The following is a 20,008-nucleotide window of genomic DNA, read 5'->3' as shown; positions in this document are numbered from 1 at the left end:
TATCACGAGTCGTATCGTGCATCAATTCGAGGGCGCGTTTTTGTTCTGGTGTCAGATGAATTTTCATGGCTGCAAGCATGATCGGGTTTGGATAAGAAATCAAGCATCTTCAATGGCGATTGGTATAGATGCGGATGTTTTCCGGTAATGTGATAACCATTCCGAGGAGAAATAAAATGATGGAAAGGGCAAAGGTAAATGACCAGATAACGGCGCAGCAGAATTCTGCGAATAATACCCACATACGGCGATATTCCCATGACCACAGTTGACGCAGATTTTTCAGAAACACTTCAGCTCCGCCCTGTGCCCAACGTAACCGCTGCTTCCATAAGCCCCGCAGGGTTTCAGGCATTAAGATCCAGCATATAGCGCGGGGTTCGAAGAAAATAGACCAATGATGTAATTGAAGCTTCCAGCTAATATCAATATCTTCTGTGATCATATCGTTGCTCCAGTAACCGACGTGAGCAAGCGCTCTGCGGTTAAAGGCGGCAACGACACCAGAAACGGTAAATACTTGGCCATAGACCCGCTGGGTACGTTTTATAAGACCGATGATGGAGGAAAATTCTCCGACCTGAACGCGTCCAATTAAAGTCGATCGTGTTCGGACGCGGGGATTACCTGTGACTGCGCCCACACGGGGATGGTCGATCATGGGCTTGACCAACCAGACTGCGGCATCCCGATCCAGCAAAGCATCGCCATCAATGCAGACCAGATAATCACTGTTGGCAGCGGCAGCACCAGCCTGAAGTGCGGTGGCTTTTCCCTGATTCTGCTTCAAGTGAATGACTCTCAACGCCTTGTGCTGCTGAGCCATGGCATTGAGTTCATCAGCGGTACTATCGGTTGAGCCATCATTGATGGCGATGACTTCAATATTGGTATAATGCTGGTTTAAGGCTGCCTGTAATGTCTCGCGAACATTTAATCCTTCGTTATAGCAAGGAATTAAAATTGAAATCAAAGGGTCACCTTGAAGGCGGGGAACTTCTGAATCGATGAGCTTCCAGTGCCTTTCCCGATAGAACCAAAAATAGATCCCGCCTGAAATCCAAATAGCAGACATGAACAGCGGCCAGAAAAAGACAAAATTCATCATGACCTTGCCGGTAAAAGCGATGGCGATGCCAAGGGGAATACCCAATACAAGGCAGAGCACTATAAAAGCAAGAATACGATCAATCATTAAGTGGATACCATTCTGGAGAAAGAACGGGACGGATCTCATTCATTTCTGGTTGATTATTGAGAAAATCATCAGGGTAATAACCAAAACTCTGAGCGCCGCTTAGCTGCAATTGACGCATCCATTCTGCTAATTGGCGTCCGGGAATTGCCCTTTTATCCTCTGGCTTGTGCCAATCTACGGCCTGGAGTTCAAAAACAGTTTTGTCCAATGCCTGTGGTCGTTGCGCAATGATTTTGACTAAACGGGATAGCCACTGATTGCTTTTTGATAACGGCACATTTTCCATCAAGGGCATTGCCATCGGGGCAACCCAATCGTAGTTGGCAAGAAAATCATCCAGATTTTGGGCAAACCATTCTTCGCTGTCTGGTTCTAAAATCGGCATGGCAAAAATATTGCGTGCGGTTTTGATTTGATAGCCCCGTATAGATTTAACCTCTTGAGTTAATTCATTAATAAAATCAATTAAATATTTGCTTTTGAAACGAGTCCAACGGGAAAATAACTCGGGATTTTGACGGATATCGGCAATAGAGGCAGGCAGGCCTGCGGCCTGATAGACTTTAATGGCATCGGGACCTGCATCTTCAAAGTCCGACATAACGGCATCATCGTGATACAGGATGCCCTTAAAAATAGAGTGAGCCGCCAGATCCTGATAAATCTCTTTGATACGTTGGCGATTTTCCGGGTTATAGGGAGATAAGCGTCGATATTGTGTTGGATTCACAAACAGCTTATTGCTATTTTCGTCATAACTCATTACCCGTGGAAATGCTGGATTCAGTTCAAATGCCAAAACTGGCATCCAAGCGTAAACATCAATATTCAACCGACTTTGCAGTTGCCAAGAGACTCGGTTAAATAAATCAGCCCGCATCGGTAACCAGCGATTAGGGAAGTAGAGTTCCCGTACATTGCCATCACCTTTGGGGTCAGAGAAGGTTTGCAGAAAAACAGTATTGACGCGGAGATCGGCAATGCGCTGTACGAGTTCGTCGAGGTTACTGGCTTGCTGACCGGGATCAGGATCGTAAACATAGTCCAGATCAATATGGGCAATCCGTAAGATGTGTTTATTCTGAACTTGAATTACCTGTCCGGCGAATTCTTTCAGTGAGGGATTATTGGTAAGCAATATGCGTGGAACGTTATCAAGATTGTTAACATTTGCTAATCCATTATCCAGTGTCAGTGCCATCTTGTAGCCATAACGTTTGGCTATATCCAGAGTAATACCGTTATCCATGCCATAAGGCCAGACCCAGACCCGGGGCTGCCTACCCGTGGCGGAGATGATCCGTTGAGTGATAGTGGCAATATCTTTTTCCATTCGTTGGCGAAACGCCTTATCACTTTCATACTGACCTGTTTTCGGATCGTAAATGCGAATGGCGGCGGCAGGCTCTGTATTTCCTTGTGGATTACCGATGGCACCATAATGATGCTGATAAGTATGGGAACCTATTTCCACTAAACCAGAGTGGGACATCTCAGTAACCTGTTCCCATGTGGTGAAACGCTCCCGTGGCACCATCAAACCACCAAAATTGACAGGTTTTCCGGCTGGAGCATCAACCCAAACTCCGACAGGAGCCAAAACAGCCGGCCAACTATAGGCTTTCAGTAAAGGAAAGACCCGATGGTAAAAACTGCTGTAACCATCATCGAATGTCAGCAATACTGCCTTGGGAGGCAAGGGAGTTCCGCCTTGATGAGCAGTAAGGATTTGATCAACGCTAACCGGTTGATAGCCATTTTCACGCAACCAGGCAAATTGATCGTTCAAAGCGCTGGTACGGACTGACATAAAACGCTGATCAGCGCCGTCATCTTCTACATCATGATACGCCAGAACCACATAACCATTTTGTGGCCAGGGGCGTTCATTCATGGCAAGGGGGCGTTGCGCTGGTGGAACGAACTCCGGTTTTTCTGCGTATGCCATGATGTGCAGTTGGGGAATAAGCAGGCTAATCAGCAGTGCTGATATCATTAACCAATGGCGAAAGATATTGTTTATCATAAAGGATCCTTTAGAACCGATAGATTAAATCAAAAGCAGCTTGCAGATTACTTTCTCGTTTACCGTCATAAGGACGTTTATCCAGAGTAAATCTCACTCCTGCGTCAATGACGTCATTCCACTTAATGCGCTGACCATATTCCACCAATGTGATCAAGCCACTACCATAGCCTTGCTGCCGGTATTGCCCAACTCCCGCCACAAATTGCTGGCTCCAGACGGTTTGATAGTGTCGGTACATGATATGATCGGCTGCCAGTGCGGACAGAAGCGTAAAATCACTTTTAGGATTGAAATAAGGTGTATTTTGATGACGGCTATTCTGAGAGGTGCTCAGTTCCAACGCCGTATCAAGCTTAAAGTAAGGCGCGGTATATAAGCGTTGCTGGCCATTGATGCCATATTCAAACCGATGATTGCCATCTGAGAAGAATGAAGAGGCAAAACGAGCTGTCCACTGGCTGCGTTCACTGTGTCTCCAGCGAGTGTAAATTTGACCACCATCAGCGTGGATATTATTACTCAATGCGCGCAGGGGAGTATTACGGGCAAGGCGCTCAGCTGAGCCGCCCAAACGCCATTGGTCATTAAAGTCATGCCATCCTGTAATGCGTAAGCCTATTTTATTACCATTACCATAGTTACGGGCGGATACTTCTCCTTCTAACCAAAAATCCCGTGAACGCCACTCCATGCCACTACGCATATCGCGGTTTATTCCCCTGCCTTCTGAGAATTGCCCACGGTTATAAGCACCCCCGGCAAAGAGACGCCAATTATCATCAATAGGCGGACTATAAAGCACAGTCTCAATATCTGAGCTGTGTTTACCGCTGTTCGGGCTACCGGAATGAATACCCTGACTGACCCTGATGCGCAGTTCTGACATATGATGAACATTGCGCAGGCGGTTAAATCGTTTAGCAGGCATATTTTCCGGTACGCGGGTAATAACATCATCGGCCAGTAAATCCATTTGATGCCATTCTTGCAGAGCAAAGGCGGTATAACCCTGTTGAATTTCCAGTGACAAATTGCGCGGATCGAGTCCTTCAATTTGTTTTAGCTCATTTTCCGCACGATGTGGCCAGCCGCGATTTAACCAGATTGAGGCCAGATCAATGCGTAATTTTTGATTACCGGGAGCTGTACGGGCTAAGTGAGTAAACCGCTTTTCGGCATCAGGAAGATCTTCATGCAATTGTGCAGATTCAGCTAAAAATTGTTGCCCTTGTAGCCAGTCATCATTAGGGACAGGAATAGGGGAACCAAACACATTAACCACATAAGCATTTCGTTGCTTGATATCGGCGGCAAGTTGTCGGGCTTCATTCAGGTGCTCGCTTTCCACATCAGCATAGAAAAGGACGCTATCATCTTCTGGCGTAATATGAGGTAAAGGTGTTTTAGCGGGCGATGGGTTATGCCCATAGGGATAGTTCAAAGAGCGCAAAATATCCCTTGCCTTATTGGGTTGCCGTAGGTTCAGATAGGCTGAAGCCACCCATTTCTGGGCATATTCCGGTATATTTACTCCTTCTGTTTGCAAGGATTGATATTCATTGATTATGTCCTGCATTCGATGGCGCGCAAGAAGGGCACCAAGGCGATCTACACGCCCTCGCTGATAATCTTGTCGGGCATCAGGCAAAGATCGCCATTGGGTGAGCATATTTTCGTAACGTGCAAGTGCTCTGTCTGCGATATCAAACCGCTCTTTTTCACTGCGATTGGGGATTATTGATAATCGGACCAATTCTGCTGCGGCATCGGTCTCTAACCTGCGTAATTGTTCTTTTGTCAGCAGTAGGTTGTCGGTTAATTGTGCAGCGTATTGTTGCCCCAAGTTCCATGCCGGCTCACTGACCCGATTATTTTTCAGGCTGAACAGATAAGCTTGAATTACTTCTGTATTGTTGGGAAACCGTTCATAGGCAGCAGAAAGTATTTGCATGGCATCCCACGTGCGCCCGGCAGCTTGATCAACATAAGCCATCAAACGGTAATTGGTGGCGTTGGGATGATGTGTCAGTAAATTTTTCGCCAGGCAGCGGGCTTCTTTATCTTGTTTGGCATCAGCCAGCGTCATGATAAGGCCGGCTTTTATGTCGCTGTTTTGTTTTTCGAAAGATAGGGCTGTCCGCCACAGTTGAATTGCTTGTGGCCATTGGCGCTTATTGCGATAAGCTCGTGCAACCGCTGTGATCCCTCTGGCTGGGATAGCCATTGTACGATAACGTTGCCAAAGGGAAATGATTTCATCGTTATGTCCAGCCCAGCCCGCCACTTGCAACCAATCGGCAATTTGTGAAGAAGAAAGATAGTACTGTTTTTCTTCCTGACGAATATATTCAAGCATGGGATCAGTATTACCACTTCTGGCTTGTTGAATTAATGCATCATAATCTGCTTGTGCGACTTCTGTTGTTATTAAACAACCTAGTGATATAAATAACGATAACAGTTTATACCGATATCTGTGATAGTCTATCGGCCTGAAATAAAGATATGGCACGGTACCCCCTTTTTTATACTGCTTATTGGTTTTAAAAGCAGTAAAGCCAGACGGAGCGATATTTAATTTAGATTAAGAAAAATTTTAATTTATTAATTTTAGAAGAGGCAGAATAATACGTACTGTGTGAATTTATATCAATGGGGAATTTTCGGAAAATAACGAGACATATTTGGTTAATGTATATCACTATATTTATTGGTGATAATTTCAATGAATTACATTGACATAATTAACTGAAAATAATTGCTTTAAATCATGCGGTTATATTTTATTAATTGTAAATTATGAAATATCGAAAAAATAAATAACAACAATTTACCTGATTTCAATAAAAACACCCAGGCTAAGTGTGAATATTTTTTATTGTCATTATATAGCAATCTTAATTAAGCGTTTTTATTAATCTGCTTATCCATGCCCTTATCTGGTTTTTATTATCTCCAGTGAATATTGCTTTTTGATGAAGTTTCCATTTAAAACAAATTAATAATATTAAATTTATTTGTTTTGCTTTGATTTTTAAATCTGGTTCATTCGTCATGTGATTACTGTATTGTGAAATTACATTCTGTATTTATATACCTGTCGTCTTTCAAGTTGCCGCTTTGTTGGCTGCGCTCACTCACCCCGGTCACATAGTTATCTATGCTCCAGGGGATTAATGAAAGGCTCCTGCCTTTCACCGGAGGCCAGCCTTTGGCTGGGCAAATTCGTTCCCGACGAATTTGTCATTCCCTTGCCGTCGCGCTGCATCTTGAAATCCAATGGGTATAGACGCTGTTTAATGAGTGATCCCGCCGTCTTTCAAGTTGCAGCTTGCGGGAGTATTGAGGGCTAACATAAACCTTATAAATGATAAGTACTTTCATAATTTTTTGGCATTCGTATAATTCAGTTTTTTATCACATTGTTAATGGGGAAAGATGTGAATCAAATTGCCAATATCATCGCTGATGTATGCGAATTTCTTAGTACCGAAAATGTTAGCGAACTTGGCATCCAATCGTTCTCTTTCGTATTACCAACTGGCGATGGTATCCATTGGCTGGAATGGTTATCTGTCCAGCCCCATTACCCACAATTTTACTGGCTGCATAGAGATGGTCATGAAGAGGTTGTCGCTTGTGGGCAAATCCGTCAATTTAGCAATATTGCCGAAGCTGAGACGTTTCTACAGAGGCATAGTCAATTCCCACAAATACGCCTGTGGGGGTTGAATGCGTGGGATAAAGTAGATTTTCACTATTTTTATGATAAAAACTCAGAGCAGGATAAACAGGAAGACACCGCTGACAAAGAAAGTTATCTATTTCTGCCGAGATTAGAATTGCGCCATCATCAGAGTGAAAATCGTTTATATATCAATATTGACGGAAAATCGGATATTGAAAATGCCTGTCAGTTTCTTCGTCAGCTTCTCCCTCATCAGCCTTTTTACCCGTTACAGACAGCCGTGTTAGAGGCAAAGCATATGCCTGAATATGGGCAATGGAATATTTTGCTTAGACAGGCGTTGGATGCGATTACTCAAAATAAAATGGAAAAGGTTGTCATCGCGCGAAAAACGGAACTAACGCTCAACTCTCCTTTGCGGGCAGCGCAGTTCATGGCAGTCAGCCGTGGAGTAAACCACCGCTGTTATCACTTTATGCTTGTGTTTAATCCTAACCATGCGTTTCTTGCTTCGACACCAGAGCGGCTTTATTACCGAAATCAATTGCAATTTTATACTGAAGCATTGGCTGGCACAGTTGCAAATTCTGAAGATGATCAGAAAGCGACTGAATTGGCGCAATGGCTGTTGGGAGATAAAAAAAATCAGCATGAAAACCTGATTGTTGTCGATGATATTTGTCAGCGTTTGCAAGGTGGGGTGACTTCGGTGGATATTGCTTTACCTGATGTGATTCGTTTGAGAAAAGTTCAGCATTTGCGCAGGCATATTAGCGGGGTATTGAATCAGGTATGTGATAGTGATTGTTTGCGTCGTTTACAGCCAACGGCTGCGGTTGCGGGTTTACCTCGTGAGGCGGCACGACAATTTTTGGCAGAAAATGAACCTTTCAATCGTGATTGGTATGCTGGATCTGCGGGTTACTTATGTTTGAAGCAAAGTGAGTTTGCAGTTTCGTTGCGTTGCGCACATATTCATGACAATTTGCTGTCGTTGTATGCAGGAGCAGGAATTGTTGCGGGTTCAGATCCAGAACAAGAATGGATTGAAATAGAAAATAAGGTTGCGGGATTGCGTACATTACTGGTTAGTAGAGTTGGTGAATGAATCATCTCTCTTCGTTTTAAAGTTGTCGTTTTGTTGGTTACGCTCACTTACCCTAGTCACATAGTTTGCTATGTTTCCGGGGATTAGCTCCTTTGTCACTGTACTGCATCTTGAAATTCATCAGGTATAAAATCAGCATAAATTATTTATCTATGGTTATTATCACTATAAATTTAATTTATAATGGATAATATAAACTTGTATATTTTATTCTCATCAAAAGACTAATTGATAGATTTTTAATCTAGAGAGCTGTTAAATTATTCTTACAGAATTACTTCATTTAATTATATCTAATTGAATTAAAATGATAAATGGATATAAAATAGATTTGCATCACATTGATAATATAAAAATAATAAATTATCACTCACGTTAAAGAAAATCATAGTCAATATTTATGGAATGATAATAATCATTAGTTTGCTAATTATATATTATTTTTATAATTTCTTAATTTTTAGCACGATGTCTATTGATTTCACCTATACATAATGTCATTTAGTAAACATATAGGAATATTGCAGAATAAAATTCTAAATATATAAATTAATTGGATCATTATATTGATTTATATGAGATGGTCGCTATTATTATTTTGTCTTATCTGAAATTTGCGACCGACCCCACTATAGGCCACATAGCGGGGACGTAAGCTTGCTTTATTTAGATGAAAAGACAACCACTGTAGATGCGCGAGTGTAGTGCTGAAACGGTCTATCAAACAAGTGAACTTATTTCCTTATCGTCTGTAATTCAGCCGAAGGAATATTTTTGTATATTGACTAATGGGGTTTAATTTAATGAAATCTAAGCTGTTTATTCCTTCTTTATTTATATCTTCTTTATTTGCTGCAACAGCAAATGCTGGGGATGGGGTGGTTAAATTTACGGGAGAAGTAATACAGAATGCTTGTAAGGTTCATAGCGACTCTGTTGATCAAATTGTTAATATGGGAGTTATTAGTGCAGATGCATTTAAGCATGTAAATGATACGGCTGCACCAACAAAATTTCATATCAAATTGATTGATTGTCCGACAGAGATGAAAGAAAAAAGTATTTCTATCAAATTTGACGGACCTGGTGATAGCTATAATAGAGATCTCTTGTCGCTGTCTAAAGATAATAATTCCGCTGCTGGCGTTGCTATTGGTATTTATGAAGCAGATACTAATACCCGTATTCCGGTAGCAGGGGCTTCTGAATATAGCTCATTTAATGGAAGTGCTGATCAAGAATTAAGATTTGTTGCTAAGTATGTTGCCACAAAAGATAAGGTGAGTCCCGGCGCTGCTAATGCAGTCACTAATTTTACCGTAGTTTATAATTAACATTCCGACATTTTTTATACCACACTAATATATTTTAAGTTGCAGTATAGTAAAAACTGTATACCCATTGGATTTCAAGATGCAGCGCAACGGCAAGGGAATGACAAATTCGTCGGGAACGAATTTGCCCAGCCAAAGGCTGGCCATCGGTGAAAGGCAGGAGCCTTTCATTAATCCCCTGGAGCATAGATAACTATGTGGCCGGGGTGAGTGAGCGCAGCCAACAAAGCTGCAACTTGAAAGACGACAGGTATAGATTGAAAGATGAAGAGTATAAAACCTGGCAAGGACGCTTAGGTTATTTAATTGAATATAAATAATCATGATTGGCGGAGAAATGACAGTGTCGTATTATCGTGTGTTTTTTGTTGTTTTTTTATATTTCTTTAGTGGCAGCCTCGCTGTAGCTGGTGTCGTTGTTGGTGGCACCAGAGTTGTTTATTTAAGTGATAAAAAAGAAGTTTCTATCTCCATTAACAATCCAGAAAAAGAGGCTGTTTATCTGATCCAAAGCTGGATTCAAGATGAAAATGATAAAACAAAATCGCCGTTTATCGTAACACCGCCTTTATTTAAATTGCCGAGTAGTAATGAAAATATTTTACGTATTGTCAAAGTTGGCAATGAATTGCCGATGGATAGAGAATCAGTATTTTGGGTTAATATTAAATCGATCCCTGATACATCAACGTCAGATACAACCATGAACCAGTTGCAAATTGTAGTTAATTCACGCATAAAGCTGTTTTATCGGCCTGTACAACTGAAAGAAAAGGCAACCGTTGCTTATAAGCAAATGAAGTTCAAGCAAGAAAATGGACAGTTAATAGCCGAAAATCCAACCCCTTATTTTATTTCTTTTTCATCCCTTAATGCCGATAAGTATGATATTAAACATGCAGGCATGATTAAACCTTTTGGACAATTGAGTTGGCCTTTACCATTAAAAAATGCCAGAAAAGTGAGCTGGAAAGTTATCAATGATTATGGTGGCGTAACAAAGCCAGAGTTTGCAGATATTTAGTTGATATTCAACGGAATTTACATTATCTCCGATAAAGCCACTTCACCATATTGTTAGAAAATCAAATATGTCAAAACAAATCAGGCCTGATCTTGCTAAACAATCATATTGTGGCAATAATTATAGATTTTTACTTTCTTCATTAATCATGGCAGGGAATTTTTTTTATTATTCAACCGTGAATGCAGAGAATAAATTTAATATTCATGCTCTGAAAATTGACGGTGATTTTACTGATGATATCGATCTTTCTATTTTTCAGGATGGCTTTCAACCACCCGGTACTTACTGGGTAGATATTTATTTAAATAAAAAGAAAATAAATGAAGAGAATATTGAGTTTATTTTAGATGAAAATAAATTAAAGCCAAAAATGACGGTTAAAAAATGGCAGGATATGGGCGTAAAAATGGGTTCATTTCCTGAATTGGCAAGTTTAGCGCCAGAAACGGTGATCACCGATATTGGTAAATATATTCCGTTTGCCAGTATAGGTTTTGATTTTAATCGGCAACGATTAAATATCAGTATTCCTCAAGCAGCTTTGGATTATCATGCCAAAGACTATGTTTCTTCTGAATCGTGGGATCAGGGGTTAACTTCATTGCTGATTAATTATAATTACAATGGTGCCACAACTTGGAAGCCACATCATCATTCTACACAGAGTAATTACCTGAATTTTAGATCCGGGATTAATTGGCATGCCTGGCGTTTGCGTAATAATTTCAGTTATTCAAATCAAAATCAGCATTGGAAAAGTATCAGTACATATTTGCAGCGAGATATTCATTCCCTTAAAGGGCAATTGATTATTGGTGATAGTTTCACTTCCAGCAATTTGTTCGACGGAATTGAATTTCGTGGAATTCAGCTCATGTCTGATGAAAATATGTTGCCGGATAGCCAAAAAGGTTTTGCGCCCGTTGTGCGTGGTATTGCTCAGAGTAATGCACAAGTGACAATCAGACAGAATGGTTATGTTATTTACCAAACTTATGTTGCGCCTGGTGCATTTGAAATTAATGATCTTCATCCAACGGCATCCAGTGGTGATCTGGATATTATCATTAAAGAAGCGGATGGCCGGGAACGTCGTTTTACTCAGGCAATTGCTGCCATGCCGACGATGTTGCGGGAAGGCAATATCAGATATTCATTGGTGATGGGGCGTTATCGTTCTATCAGCAGCAATAAGCGTAAACCTTATTTTTCTCAGGGAACACTGACTTATGGTCTGCACAATAGGCTCACTATCTATGGTGGTACAATTCTATCCTCTGATTATCAATCTGTTTTGTTAGGTTCTGGTGTGGATTTGGGCAATTTTGGTTCCATTTCTGTCGATGCTGCTCATGCTAATACTGAATTACCATCAAATAAAAAATCTACTGGGCAGGCTTATCGTTTACGGTATGAAAAAGATTTTTCATTGACAGGAACACATTTGACGCTGGCGAGTTATCGTTATTCAACTGAAGGGTTTTATGATTTCAGCAACTCCAATCGTATTGAGAATGTTGCTCACTCTTTTGGGTATCTAAATAATAGGAAAAGCAAATTACAGCTGCAAGTTAACCAATCATTGGGGGATTTGGGCCGGATATATGTGATGGGATTGCAGGAAGATTATTGGAGTAGAGATGACCATGAGCGTTCACTTAATGTAGGTTACAACATGAGCCGCCAAGGGATCAGTTATGGGCTGAATTATTCCTACAATCTTCGCCCTGATTCTGCTGCAAATGAACAAATATGGACATTCAATATCCACCTTCCCCTTGATCACTGGCTCAAGCATAGTTGGGTGAATTATAACGTCAATTTCAACAAGAATAATAAGGCATCCCAACTGATCGGTTTGAGTGGAACTGCCCTTGAGGATAATAATCTGTTCTACAGTTTACATCAGAGCTATGCCAATAAAGGAGAGGGTGGGAGTGGAAGTATCCAGGGAGAATATAAGGGAGCTTCTGGTCGAATTAATGCTGGCTATAACTATCAATATCATAGTCAGCAGAATCATAGCAGGCAGTTAAATTACGGTATTAATGGAGGAATTGTTATCCATCCATATGGCCTGACTTTATCCCAAGAATTGGGTGAAACGGCTGTATTGGTGCGGGCAAAGGAGGCAAACGGCATCAAGATCGCCAATAACACGGCGGTTGCTACGGATTGGAATGGTTATGCGGTTGTACCGTATGTTGCCAGTTATCGTAAAAATCGGGTGGCGCTGGAACCAGAATCTTTTTCGGATGATGTTGATATTGATGTGAATACGCAATCAGTCGTGCCAACAAAAGGTGCTCTTGTTCTGGCCAATTTTCAGACCCGAATGGGAAATAGGATATTGATGTATTTGTCTTATCGGGGCAAGCCAGTTCCTTTTGGCGCTAAAGTCACGCCGGAGAAATCAAATGAGCTTGATGAAACCCACGATTCGATTGTGAGTCGTGAAGGGCAGGTCTACCTCACTGCGATGCCGGATAGTGGCAGGTTACAGGTCAAATGGGGAACTCCAGAGATTAAAACCTGCATGGTCAATTATTTCCTGTCGGAAAAAAAACCACCATCTGGTGTATATACCTTAGATATGAATTGCGAATAGGATCATGCACATATGCTTATTTCCCATAATAAATTCAGTTTATTACTGGCTATCAGCTTTATGTTGACTGGGTTGTTTACCAACGCATATAGCCGTACAGATCCCTGTCATTTTGAGTCTAAATATGTTGCACAGAATTTTTCCATCAATCTGGGGCAAGTTGTTCTAAATCAAGGGATGGGTATTGGTGCTGTCATTGATAGTTATCCCGTAAAACATATTGATTTAAATAGATTTCATTGCGATAGGTCGGAAAAGATCAAGTGGGAGTTTACGGGATATCCCCTTATGATGAATGGCAATAAAAGTATTCATGATTCAGGGATAGCGGGTATAGGGATTCGGGTTAATGATCAGGGAGATGAAACTAAGATTGAGTTTGTGAAAACAGAAGCTAGCACCGGCTCTGGTGCTATAAATTCTGGTGTACTGACCGCGCGTTTGGCTGGAACGGTCATATATTCTTTTTCCCTCAATGAAATACACTTTATTACGCCCAGTTGTGTGTTAAAAGAAAAGAGCATTCTTGTTCCTATGGGCAGGATAGGAAGCGCACAGTTTTCAGGTATCAATAGTACTGCGGGAGAACAACATTTCGATGTTGGTTTGGCATGCAATACTGATACACCGATTAAACTAGTGTTGGGTTCGTTGGGGACAGGCAGTGCCGAAAATATATTGGAGATTACCCGGGACAACGATTCGGCTAAAGGAATTGCTCTTCAAGTGTTGTACAAAGGCAAACCGATTATATTTAACTCGCCAATGATACCCGAAACTGGAGCGGATGGAATGTATTCTGTCCCTTTCATAGCGCGTTATATTCAGACCGAAAACCGTGTTACCGCTGGCGCAGCTAATGCCACTGCAACGCTGGATATTGTCTATCCTTAAATATTTTCAACCCTCTGACCAGCCATAACCCATTTTTGGCTGGTTATACTTTTCTGTCATGCAAGTTCACTTTTTGATGTCTAAAATTACCCGCTTTATTGCTGATTGGATTTATAATCCCCATTTATAGTGGAAGTATTGCCAATTAAATGGTAATTCCTTGAAGTAAGATAAGGAAATTGCTTTTACAAGTACTATGGCAAGTAATGCCTTATATAATACTTCTTATTCTTTGAGCACCATTTTTTTATAAGTTTCTTTGAGCATCATATGTCAAACTGCGCACTGAACCGCCGTTGGGCGGAACTCTTATTGGAAGCACTGACCCGCCACGGATTGCGTCATGTTTGTATTGCCCCTGGTTCCCGTTCAACCCCCTTGATATTGGCTGCCGCAGAAAACCAAAAACTTATTTGCCATACTCATTTTGATGAACGGGGTTTGGGGCATTTGGCTTTAGGGCTGGCAAAAGTGAGCAGAAAGCCTGTGGCAGTTATTGTGACATCAGGAACGGCAGTCGCCAATTTGTACCCTTCTTTGATTGAAGCAGGATTGACAGGGGAAAAGCTGGTCTTTCTCACTGCCGACAGACCACCAGAACTAATTGATTGTGGCGCAAATCAGGCTATTCGCCAGATAGGTATTTTTGCTTCCCATCCTTCCCAGACTTTGGCATTGCCACGCCCAACCACAGATATTCCTGCCAGTTGGCTGGTTTCTTCTCTTGATAATGGGATGTCAAACCTGAAACAAGGATCGCTGCATATTAATTGTCCGTTTGCTGAGCCTTTATATGGCAATGATATGACGGCGCATCAGGATTGGCAGCAAACATTGGGGGAATGGTGGCAGGGAAGTGAGCCGTGGTTGAGTCAGCCTGAAATCCGTACTATGACCAAGGTTGAGGATTGGGAATTCTGGCGGCAAAAACGAGGCATTGTTCTGGCAGGGAGAATGGACGCTGAAGAGGGAGAACTCGTTGCCCGATGGGCAAAAGAAATGGGCTGGCCGTTGATCGGTGACGTGTTATCTCAAACCGGACAGCCTTTGCCACATGCTGATTTATGGCTGAATCATTCCCGTACTCAGGATATTTTGTCGCAAGGACAATTGGTGATCCAGTTTGGGGCCAGCCTGACAGGAAAACGGCTGTTGCAATGGCAGGAAAAATGTCAGCCAGAACAGTATTGGATTGTTGATCCGATCTCTGGCAGGCTTGATCCCGCAAATCATCAAGGACGCAAATTTACTTGCCGTGTGGCGGATTGGTTACGTGAGCATCCTGCCCATCCTACCCATGTTTCATATTCCCGATTCTCTTGGGCAGATGAACTGGAAATATGGTCAAAAAAAGCTTTCGAGTGCACTCAAACAAAATTAGCCGGAAAATTCAGTGAAGCAGCAGTAGCACATCAATTGCACCAGTTATTGCCAGAACAAGGGCAGTTGTTTATCGGTAACAGCTTGATTGTGCGCTTGGTTGATGCCTTAGGGCAGCTTCCCGTCGGTTATCCGGTTTACAGTAACCGTGGTGCCAGTGGCATTGACGGATTGATCGCAACCGCAGCGGGTGTGCAGCGAGCAGCCAATAAGCCGACATTGGCGATTATCGGTGACATTTCAGCTCTCTATGATCTGAACAGCCTGGCTTTGTTACGTAATCTTTCCACACCGTTGCTGTTAATTGTTGTCAATAATAATGGCGGCCAGATTTTTTCATTGTTACCGACACCACAAGAAGAGCGTCAACGTTTCTACTGTATGCCACAAGATGTCAATTTTGATCACGCTGCCGCTATGTTTGGTCTGAATTATGCTGCTCCCGCAAATTGGACAGAATTAAAACAATACGTCAGACAAGTGTGGGAACATAAAGTGACAACATTAATTGAATTAAAGGTTGCTGACAGCGAAGGGGCGACATGTCTGCAAGAGTTACTGAAACAGGTGGCTAAGTTGTGATACTGAATTGCCAGACATTTCATTCTCATAATCGGGGTACGTGGTTGGTTTGGTTGCATGGTTTCTTAGGGAAAGGTGACGATTGGCTTCCTGTAGTCAATGCCTGCGATCAATATGCCTCATTGATTATTGATCTGCCCGGTCATGGAAATTCTGTTGATATTACGGTGCAAGGTGGTTTCGCTGAGGTGAGTGAGTTACTGAATGCAACGCTATCTGAGCGACAGATCGATGATTATTGGCTGATCGGGTACTCATTAGGAGGACGAATTGCCATGTATCATGCAATTCACGGCAAACATGATGGATTACGGGGATTGCTGGTGGAAGGAGGGAATCCGGGGCTGTTTTCCCGGCATGAACGAGCTGTGAGATTGCAACATGATTCGCACTGGGCACAGCGTTTTCGACAAGAGTCAATGAATGTGGTTTTAGCTGATTGGTATCAGCAGCCAATATTTGCCGATCTGACGTCGGTACAGTGTGGGAAACTTATTCATCTCCGCAGCCAGAACAGAGGAGATCGTGTTGCTGACATGCTGGAAAGTACCTCTTTAGGTCATCAACCGTGGTTGGTTCCTGAGTTACAAAAAATAACCACACCTTTCTCCTGCCTATGTGGTGAAAATGATAGTAAATTCCAGAAGATAGCAGAGCAATATTCTCTGCCATTAGAAACCATCCCTCAGGTTGGACACAATGCTCATTATGGTAATCCTGCGGCTTTTTCTGCGGCAGTGAACCATTTCTTATCACTTTTTGGTTAAGGAAATTCAGTAATGCGTTATCCAAGCGAAGAAAAATTGTACTCCCCCATTGAATGGCAAAATTGTTCTCAAGGGTTTGAAGATATTCTCTACCATAAGTCCGCAGATGGTATTGCTAAAATTACGATTAATCGTCCTCAGGTACGCAATGCGTTTCGTCCTCTGACTGTCAAAGAGATGATTCAGGCATTGGCAGATGCACGTTATGATGAGGAAATTGGCACAATTATTCTGACGGGTATGGGAGAAAAGGCATTTTGTGCCGGGGGAGATCAAAAAATCCGTGGTGACTACGGTGGCTATAAAGATGATAGTGGAATGCATCACCTGAATGTCCTGGATTTTCAACGCCAGATCCGCACTTGTCCGAAACCTGTTGTTGCTATGGTTGCAGGGTATGCCATTGGTGGTGGGCATGTGTTGCATCTGATGTGTGATCTGACCATTGCAGCGGATAATGCTATTTTCGGTCAGACAGGCCCTAAAGTTGGCTCCTTTGACGGTGGCTGGGGCGCATCTTATATGGCGCGGATAGTAGGACAGAAAAAAGCCCGTGAAATTTGGTTTCTTTGTCGCCAGTATAACGCCGAAGAAGCTCTGAATATGGGGTTGATCAACCATGTTGTGCCTTACGCCGAACTGGAAAAAGAGACTGTGCGCTGGTGCCGCGAAATGCTGGAAAACAGCCCAATGGCGTTGCGTTGCCTGAAAGCCGCATTGAATGCAGATTGTGATGGTCAGGCGGGTTTGCAGGAGTTGGCGGGGAATGCCACCATGTTGTTTTATATGACGGAAGAAGGGCAAGAAGGGCGCAATGCGTTCAATGAAAAACGTCACCCTGATTTCAGTAAATTCAAGCGTAATCCGTAATCCGTAATGCGTAAAGCGACCTTATATCAATTCAGCCTGCCAATGGAGGCAGGCGTTATTCTCCGTTACCAACGCCTGAAAACCCGTGATGGTTTTCTGGTACATTTGCAGGAAAATGGGCAGGATGGCTGGGGCGAAATTTCCCCATTGCCGGAATTTAGCCATGAAACGCTTGAACAGGCGAAAACAGCGACAGTGGAATGGCTGCAACAATGGTGCCAGAACAAAGTCGGGCTGAATAACCAATCAAAAGACAGTAAATTGCCTTCCGTTGCTTTTGGACTCAGTTGTGCATTGGCTGAATTGCAGGAAGAACTGCCTGAAGAAGCCAATTATCGTAAAGCACCGCTATGCACCGGTGATCCTGATGATGTGATTCTGTGTTTGGGAAATATGGCAGGCCAGAAAATCGCAAAAGTCAAAGTTGGATTATACGAAGCTGTTCGGGATGGCATGGTGGTAAATGTTATGTTGGAAGCTGTTCCCGATCTCCGGCTAAGATTAGATGCTAACCGCAGCTGGACACGTATAAAAGCAGATGGTTTCGCTAAATACGTCAATCCAGATTATCGTCAGAGAATTGCTTTTGTCGAAGAACCTTGTAAAACCCGTGAAGAATCGCTGGCATTTGCCCGTGAAACAGGTATTTCCATTGCATGGGATGAAAGTGTGCGTGAAGCGGGTTTTACTGTGGAAGCACAAGAGGGAGTTTCTGCCATTATCATTAAGCCGACATTGGTAGGCAGTATTGCCCGTTGCCGTCAATTAATCACAGAGGCGCATCAGTTAGGGCTGGAAGCAATTATTAGCTCTAGCATTGAATCCAGCTTTGGATTGACGCAATTGGCTCGTTTGGCTCATTGGTTGATACCCGGCTCTCTGCCAGGTTTGGATACACTGGATCTTATCCAGTCCCAGCTTATCCGTCGCTGGCCTGACAGTGACATTCCGTGTATTACGTTAGATCAGCTGGTAACGGTATGGAGCCATGAATGCCAGTAACTGAGTGGATACAATGGCCGTGGCAGCATTGGGCGACGGTCTATCCTCAAAAGCAGGCCGTTCAGTTATATGATGAGCCGCTAAGCTGGCAGCAATTAACGCAAAAAGTCAGCGCCATTGCTGCCAGGTTTCATCAACAGGGACTTTCTGAGGGTAGTGGTATCGTTCTCAGAGGCAAGAATAGCGCTGAATTTCTGCTGTGTTATCTGGCAGCGCTGCAATGTGGTGCAAGAGTCTTGCCCCTGAATCCCCAATTACCTGAACCATTATTGGCGAAACTATTACCTCATCTTAATCTGGATTATGGTGTGGATTTTACTGATTCACCTTCACCAGCCATTCAGGTCAGAGAACTAAACTGGCAACAAATATTGCCAGAAACATCTGAACAACACATGGCACTGTGGAAATGTCAACGTCCTGCCAGCATGATCTTGACCTCTGGTTCATCTGGATTACCTAAGGCTGCGGTGCATTCCATCGGGGCACATCTTGTTAGTGCGCAAGGTATTTTGTCTTGCATGGATTTTCAGCCAAATGATAGTTGGCTTCTTTCATTACCGTTGTTTCATGTTTCCGGTCAGGGCATTCTCTGGCGCTGGTTGCAAACAGGTGCAAAATTGGTATTGCGGAATTTACATCCATTGAATCAAGCACTATCTGGTTGCACCCATGCATCGCTTGTTCCTACTCAGCTTTGGCGTTTACTGAGTCAGCCGCAGGAACCTCAATTGATGTTAAAAGAGGTGTTACTGGGTGGTGCTATGATCCCAACGGAATTGACTCAACAGGCAGAACAGTCGGGAATTGGTTGTTGGTGTGGCTATGGGCTGACAGAAATAGCATCAACTGTTTGCGCAAAAAGGGCTGATGGATTACCGGGTGTGGGTCATTCACTTCCCGGAAAATCCATTCGTTTAGTGAATGAAGAAATTCAGATCCGAGCTGACAGTATCGCCAGTGGCTATTGGTTTGACGGAGAATTAAAACCTCTTACGGATGATGGAGGATGGTTTTCGACACGTGATCGGGGTGTGTTCGAATACGGGGAATTACGGATTTTAGGCCGCCTTGATAATCAGTTTTTCAGTGGTGGTGAAGGTATTCAGCCGGAAGATATCGAACGAATCATTAACCAACATCCGCAAATAGAACAAAGTGTTGTCGTTCCCATACCTGATATTGAATTTGGTCATCGGCCAGTGGCCGTAATCGATACACAATATCCTCTACTGACAGAGATACTTATTGATTGGCTCTCGGATAAACTCGCCGCTTTCCAGCGTCCTGTAGCTTGCTATCTATTACCTGCATCATTGAAAGATGGTGGAGTAAAAATCTCACGACAACAGGTTAAACAGTGGGTGATGGAAAGGGTAGCTCAATCATAAATAGTATACTAATGAATAGTACGGCCTATTAATAGTTATGTTATTTACATATCTTGATAAATCTAGATGTTACATTGCTTCTGCTATCTATGTCGTGACGTGGATTCTAGTAAAATGTCTCAGGTTATAT

At 42.7% G+C, this 20,008-nt stretch carries 14 protein-coding genes and 1 pseudogene; 11 read left to right on the top strand and 4 right to left on the bottom strand.

Translation table 11 applies throughout. The annotated features are described in order from the left end of the window. Positions 1-127: 127 nt before the first annotated feature. From pgaC to pgaA, 3 genes and pseudogenes are all read right to left on the bottom strand, one after another. Positions 128-1,195: pseudogene (gene pgaC / locus AACQ81_RS10280) on the bottom strand (poly-beta-1,6-N-acetyl-D-glucosamine synthase); the annotation flags it as partial. Continuing rightward, positions 1,188-3,194 carry a poly-beta-1,6-N-acetyl-D-glucosamine N-deacetylase PgaB gene (pgaB, locus tag AACQ81_RS10275; protein ID WP_443089549.1) on the bottom strand — a complete coding sequence of 669 codons (2,007 nt, stop codon included), beginning with the start codon at positions 3,192-3,194 and terminating at the stop codon, positions 1,188-1,190. The pseudogene pgaC and the gene pgaB, both read right to left, overlap by 8 nt. Before the next feature lie 40 nt (positions 3,195-3,234). Continuing rightward, positions 3,235-5,739, bottom strand: a complete 2,505-nt coding sequence (gene pgaA / locus AACQ81_RS10270) for a poly-beta-1,6 N-acetyl-D-glucosamine export porin PgaA (RefSeq protein ID WP_237387219.1) — start codon at positions 5,737-5,739, stop codon at positions 3,235-3,237. A gap of 648 nt (positions 5,740-6,387) precedes the next feature. On the opposite strand from pgaA, the gene AACQ81_RS10265 reads away from it, so the two are divergent. The 3 genes from AACQ81_RS10265 to AACQ81_RS10255 all read left to right on the top strand — a co-directional run bounded on the left by AACQ81_RS10265 (position 6,388) and on the right by AACQ81_RS10255 (position 9,357). Then, a complete protein-coding gene (locus tag AACQ81_RS10265; protein ID WP_272903029.1) occupies positions 6,388-6,516 on the top strand; it encodes a hypothetical protein in 129 nt (42 codons plus the stop codon). A 151-nt stretch (positions 6,517-6,667) separates the two neighbouring features. Then, complete coding sequence (locus AACQ81_RS10260; RefSeq protein ID WP_237387218.1) at positions 6,668-8,023, top strand: isochorismate synthase; 1,356 nt, start codon at positions 6,668-6,670, stop codon at positions 8,021-8,023. A gap of 803 nt (positions 8,024-8,826) precedes the next feature. Next, entirely contained in the window at positions 8,827-9,357 is a 531-nt protein-coding gene (locus AACQ81_RS10255) for a fimbrial protein (protein WP_237387217.1), read from the top strand. Positions 9,358-9,391: 34 nt separating this feature from the next. On the opposite strand, the gene AACQ81_RS10250 is transcribed toward AACQ81_RS10255, so the two are convergent. Continuing rightward, positions 9,392-9,544 carry a hypothetical protein gene (locus AACQ81_RS10250; RefSeq protein WP_237387216.1) on the bottom strand — a complete coding sequence of 51 codons (153 nt, stop codon included), beginning with the start codon at positions 9,542-9,544 and terminating at the stop codon, positions 9,392-9,394. A 150-nt stretch (positions 9,545-9,694) separates the two neighbouring features. Here AACQ81_RS10250 and AACQ81_RS10245 point away from each other — a divergent pair, with 150 nt between their 5' ends. The 8 genes from AACQ81_RS10245 to menE all read left to right on the top strand — a co-directional run bounded on the left by AACQ81_RS10245 (position 9,695) and on the right by menE (position 19,878). Continuing rightward, positions 9,695-10,381, top strand: a complete 687-nt coding sequence (locus AACQ81_RS10245) for a fimbrial biogenesis chaperone (RefSeq protein ID WP_272903065.1) — start codon at positions 9,695-9,697, stop codon at positions 10,379-10,381. Positions 10,382-10,448: 67 nt separating this feature from the next. Beyond that, complete coding sequence (locus tag AACQ81_RS10240; protein ID WP_237387214.1) at positions 10,449-12,992, top strand: fimbria/pilus outer membrane usher protein; 2,544 nt, start codon at positions 10,449-10,451, stop codon at positions 12,990-12,992. Positions 12,993-13,004: 12 nt separating this feature from the next. Then, on the top strand, positions 13,005-13,886 hold the full coding sequence (locus AACQ81_RS10235; RefSeq protein WP_237387213.1) for a fimbrial protein: 882 nt from the start codon (positions 13,005-13,007) through the stop codon (positions 13,884-13,886). Between the two features lie 270 nt (positions 13,887-14,156). Then, positions 14,157-15,848, top strand: a complete 1,692-nt coding sequence (gene menD, locus AACQ81_RS10230) for a 2-succinyl-5-enolpyruvyl-6-hydroxy-3-cyclohexene-1-carboxylic-acid synthase (RefSeq protein ID WP_237387212.1) — start codon at positions 14,157-14,159, stop codon at positions 15,846-15,848. Then, positions 15,845-16,615, top strand: a complete 771-nt coding sequence (menH, locus tag AACQ81_RS10225; RefSeq protein WP_237387211.1) for a 2-succinyl-6-hydroxy-2,4-cyclohexadiene-1-carboxylate synthase — start codon at positions 15,845-15,847, stop codon at positions 16,613-16,615. Before menD ends, menH begins: the two co-directional genes overlap by 4 nt. Before the next feature lie 12 nt (positions 16,616-16,627). After that, positions 16,628-17,485, top strand: a complete 858-nt coding sequence (gene menB / locus AACQ81_RS10220; RefSeq protein WP_237387210.1) for a 1,4-dihydroxy-2-naphthoyl-CoA synthase — start codon at positions 16,628-16,630, stop codon at positions 17,483-17,485. A gap of 6 nt (positions 17,486-17,491) precedes the next feature. Continuing rightward, positions 17,492-18,487: an o-succinylbenzoate synthase gene (gene menC / locus AACQ81_RS10215; RefSeq protein WP_237387209.1), complete on the top strand. Its 996-nt coding sequence runs from the start codon at positions 17,492-17,494 to the stop codon at positions 18,485-18,487. After that, entirely contained in the window at positions 18,478-19,878 is a 1,401-nt protein-coding gene (menE, locus tag AACQ81_RS10210) for an o-succinylbenzoate--CoA ligase (RefSeq protein ID WP_237387208.1), read from the top strand. Before menC ends, menE begins: the two co-directional genes overlap by 10 nt. The last annotated feature ends 130 nt before the right edge of the window (positions 19,879-20,008 follow it).

Origin of the sequence: Xenorhabdus sp. Sc-CR9 (assembly GCF_963897815.1) — a bacterium.
Classification (GTDB): domain Bacteria; phylum Pseudomonadota; class Gammaproteobacteria; order Enterobacterales; family Enterobacteriaceae; genus Xenorhabdus.
Note: the sequence above shows the minus strand (reverse complement) of the source record. Positions and strands in the feature narration are given on the sequence as shown.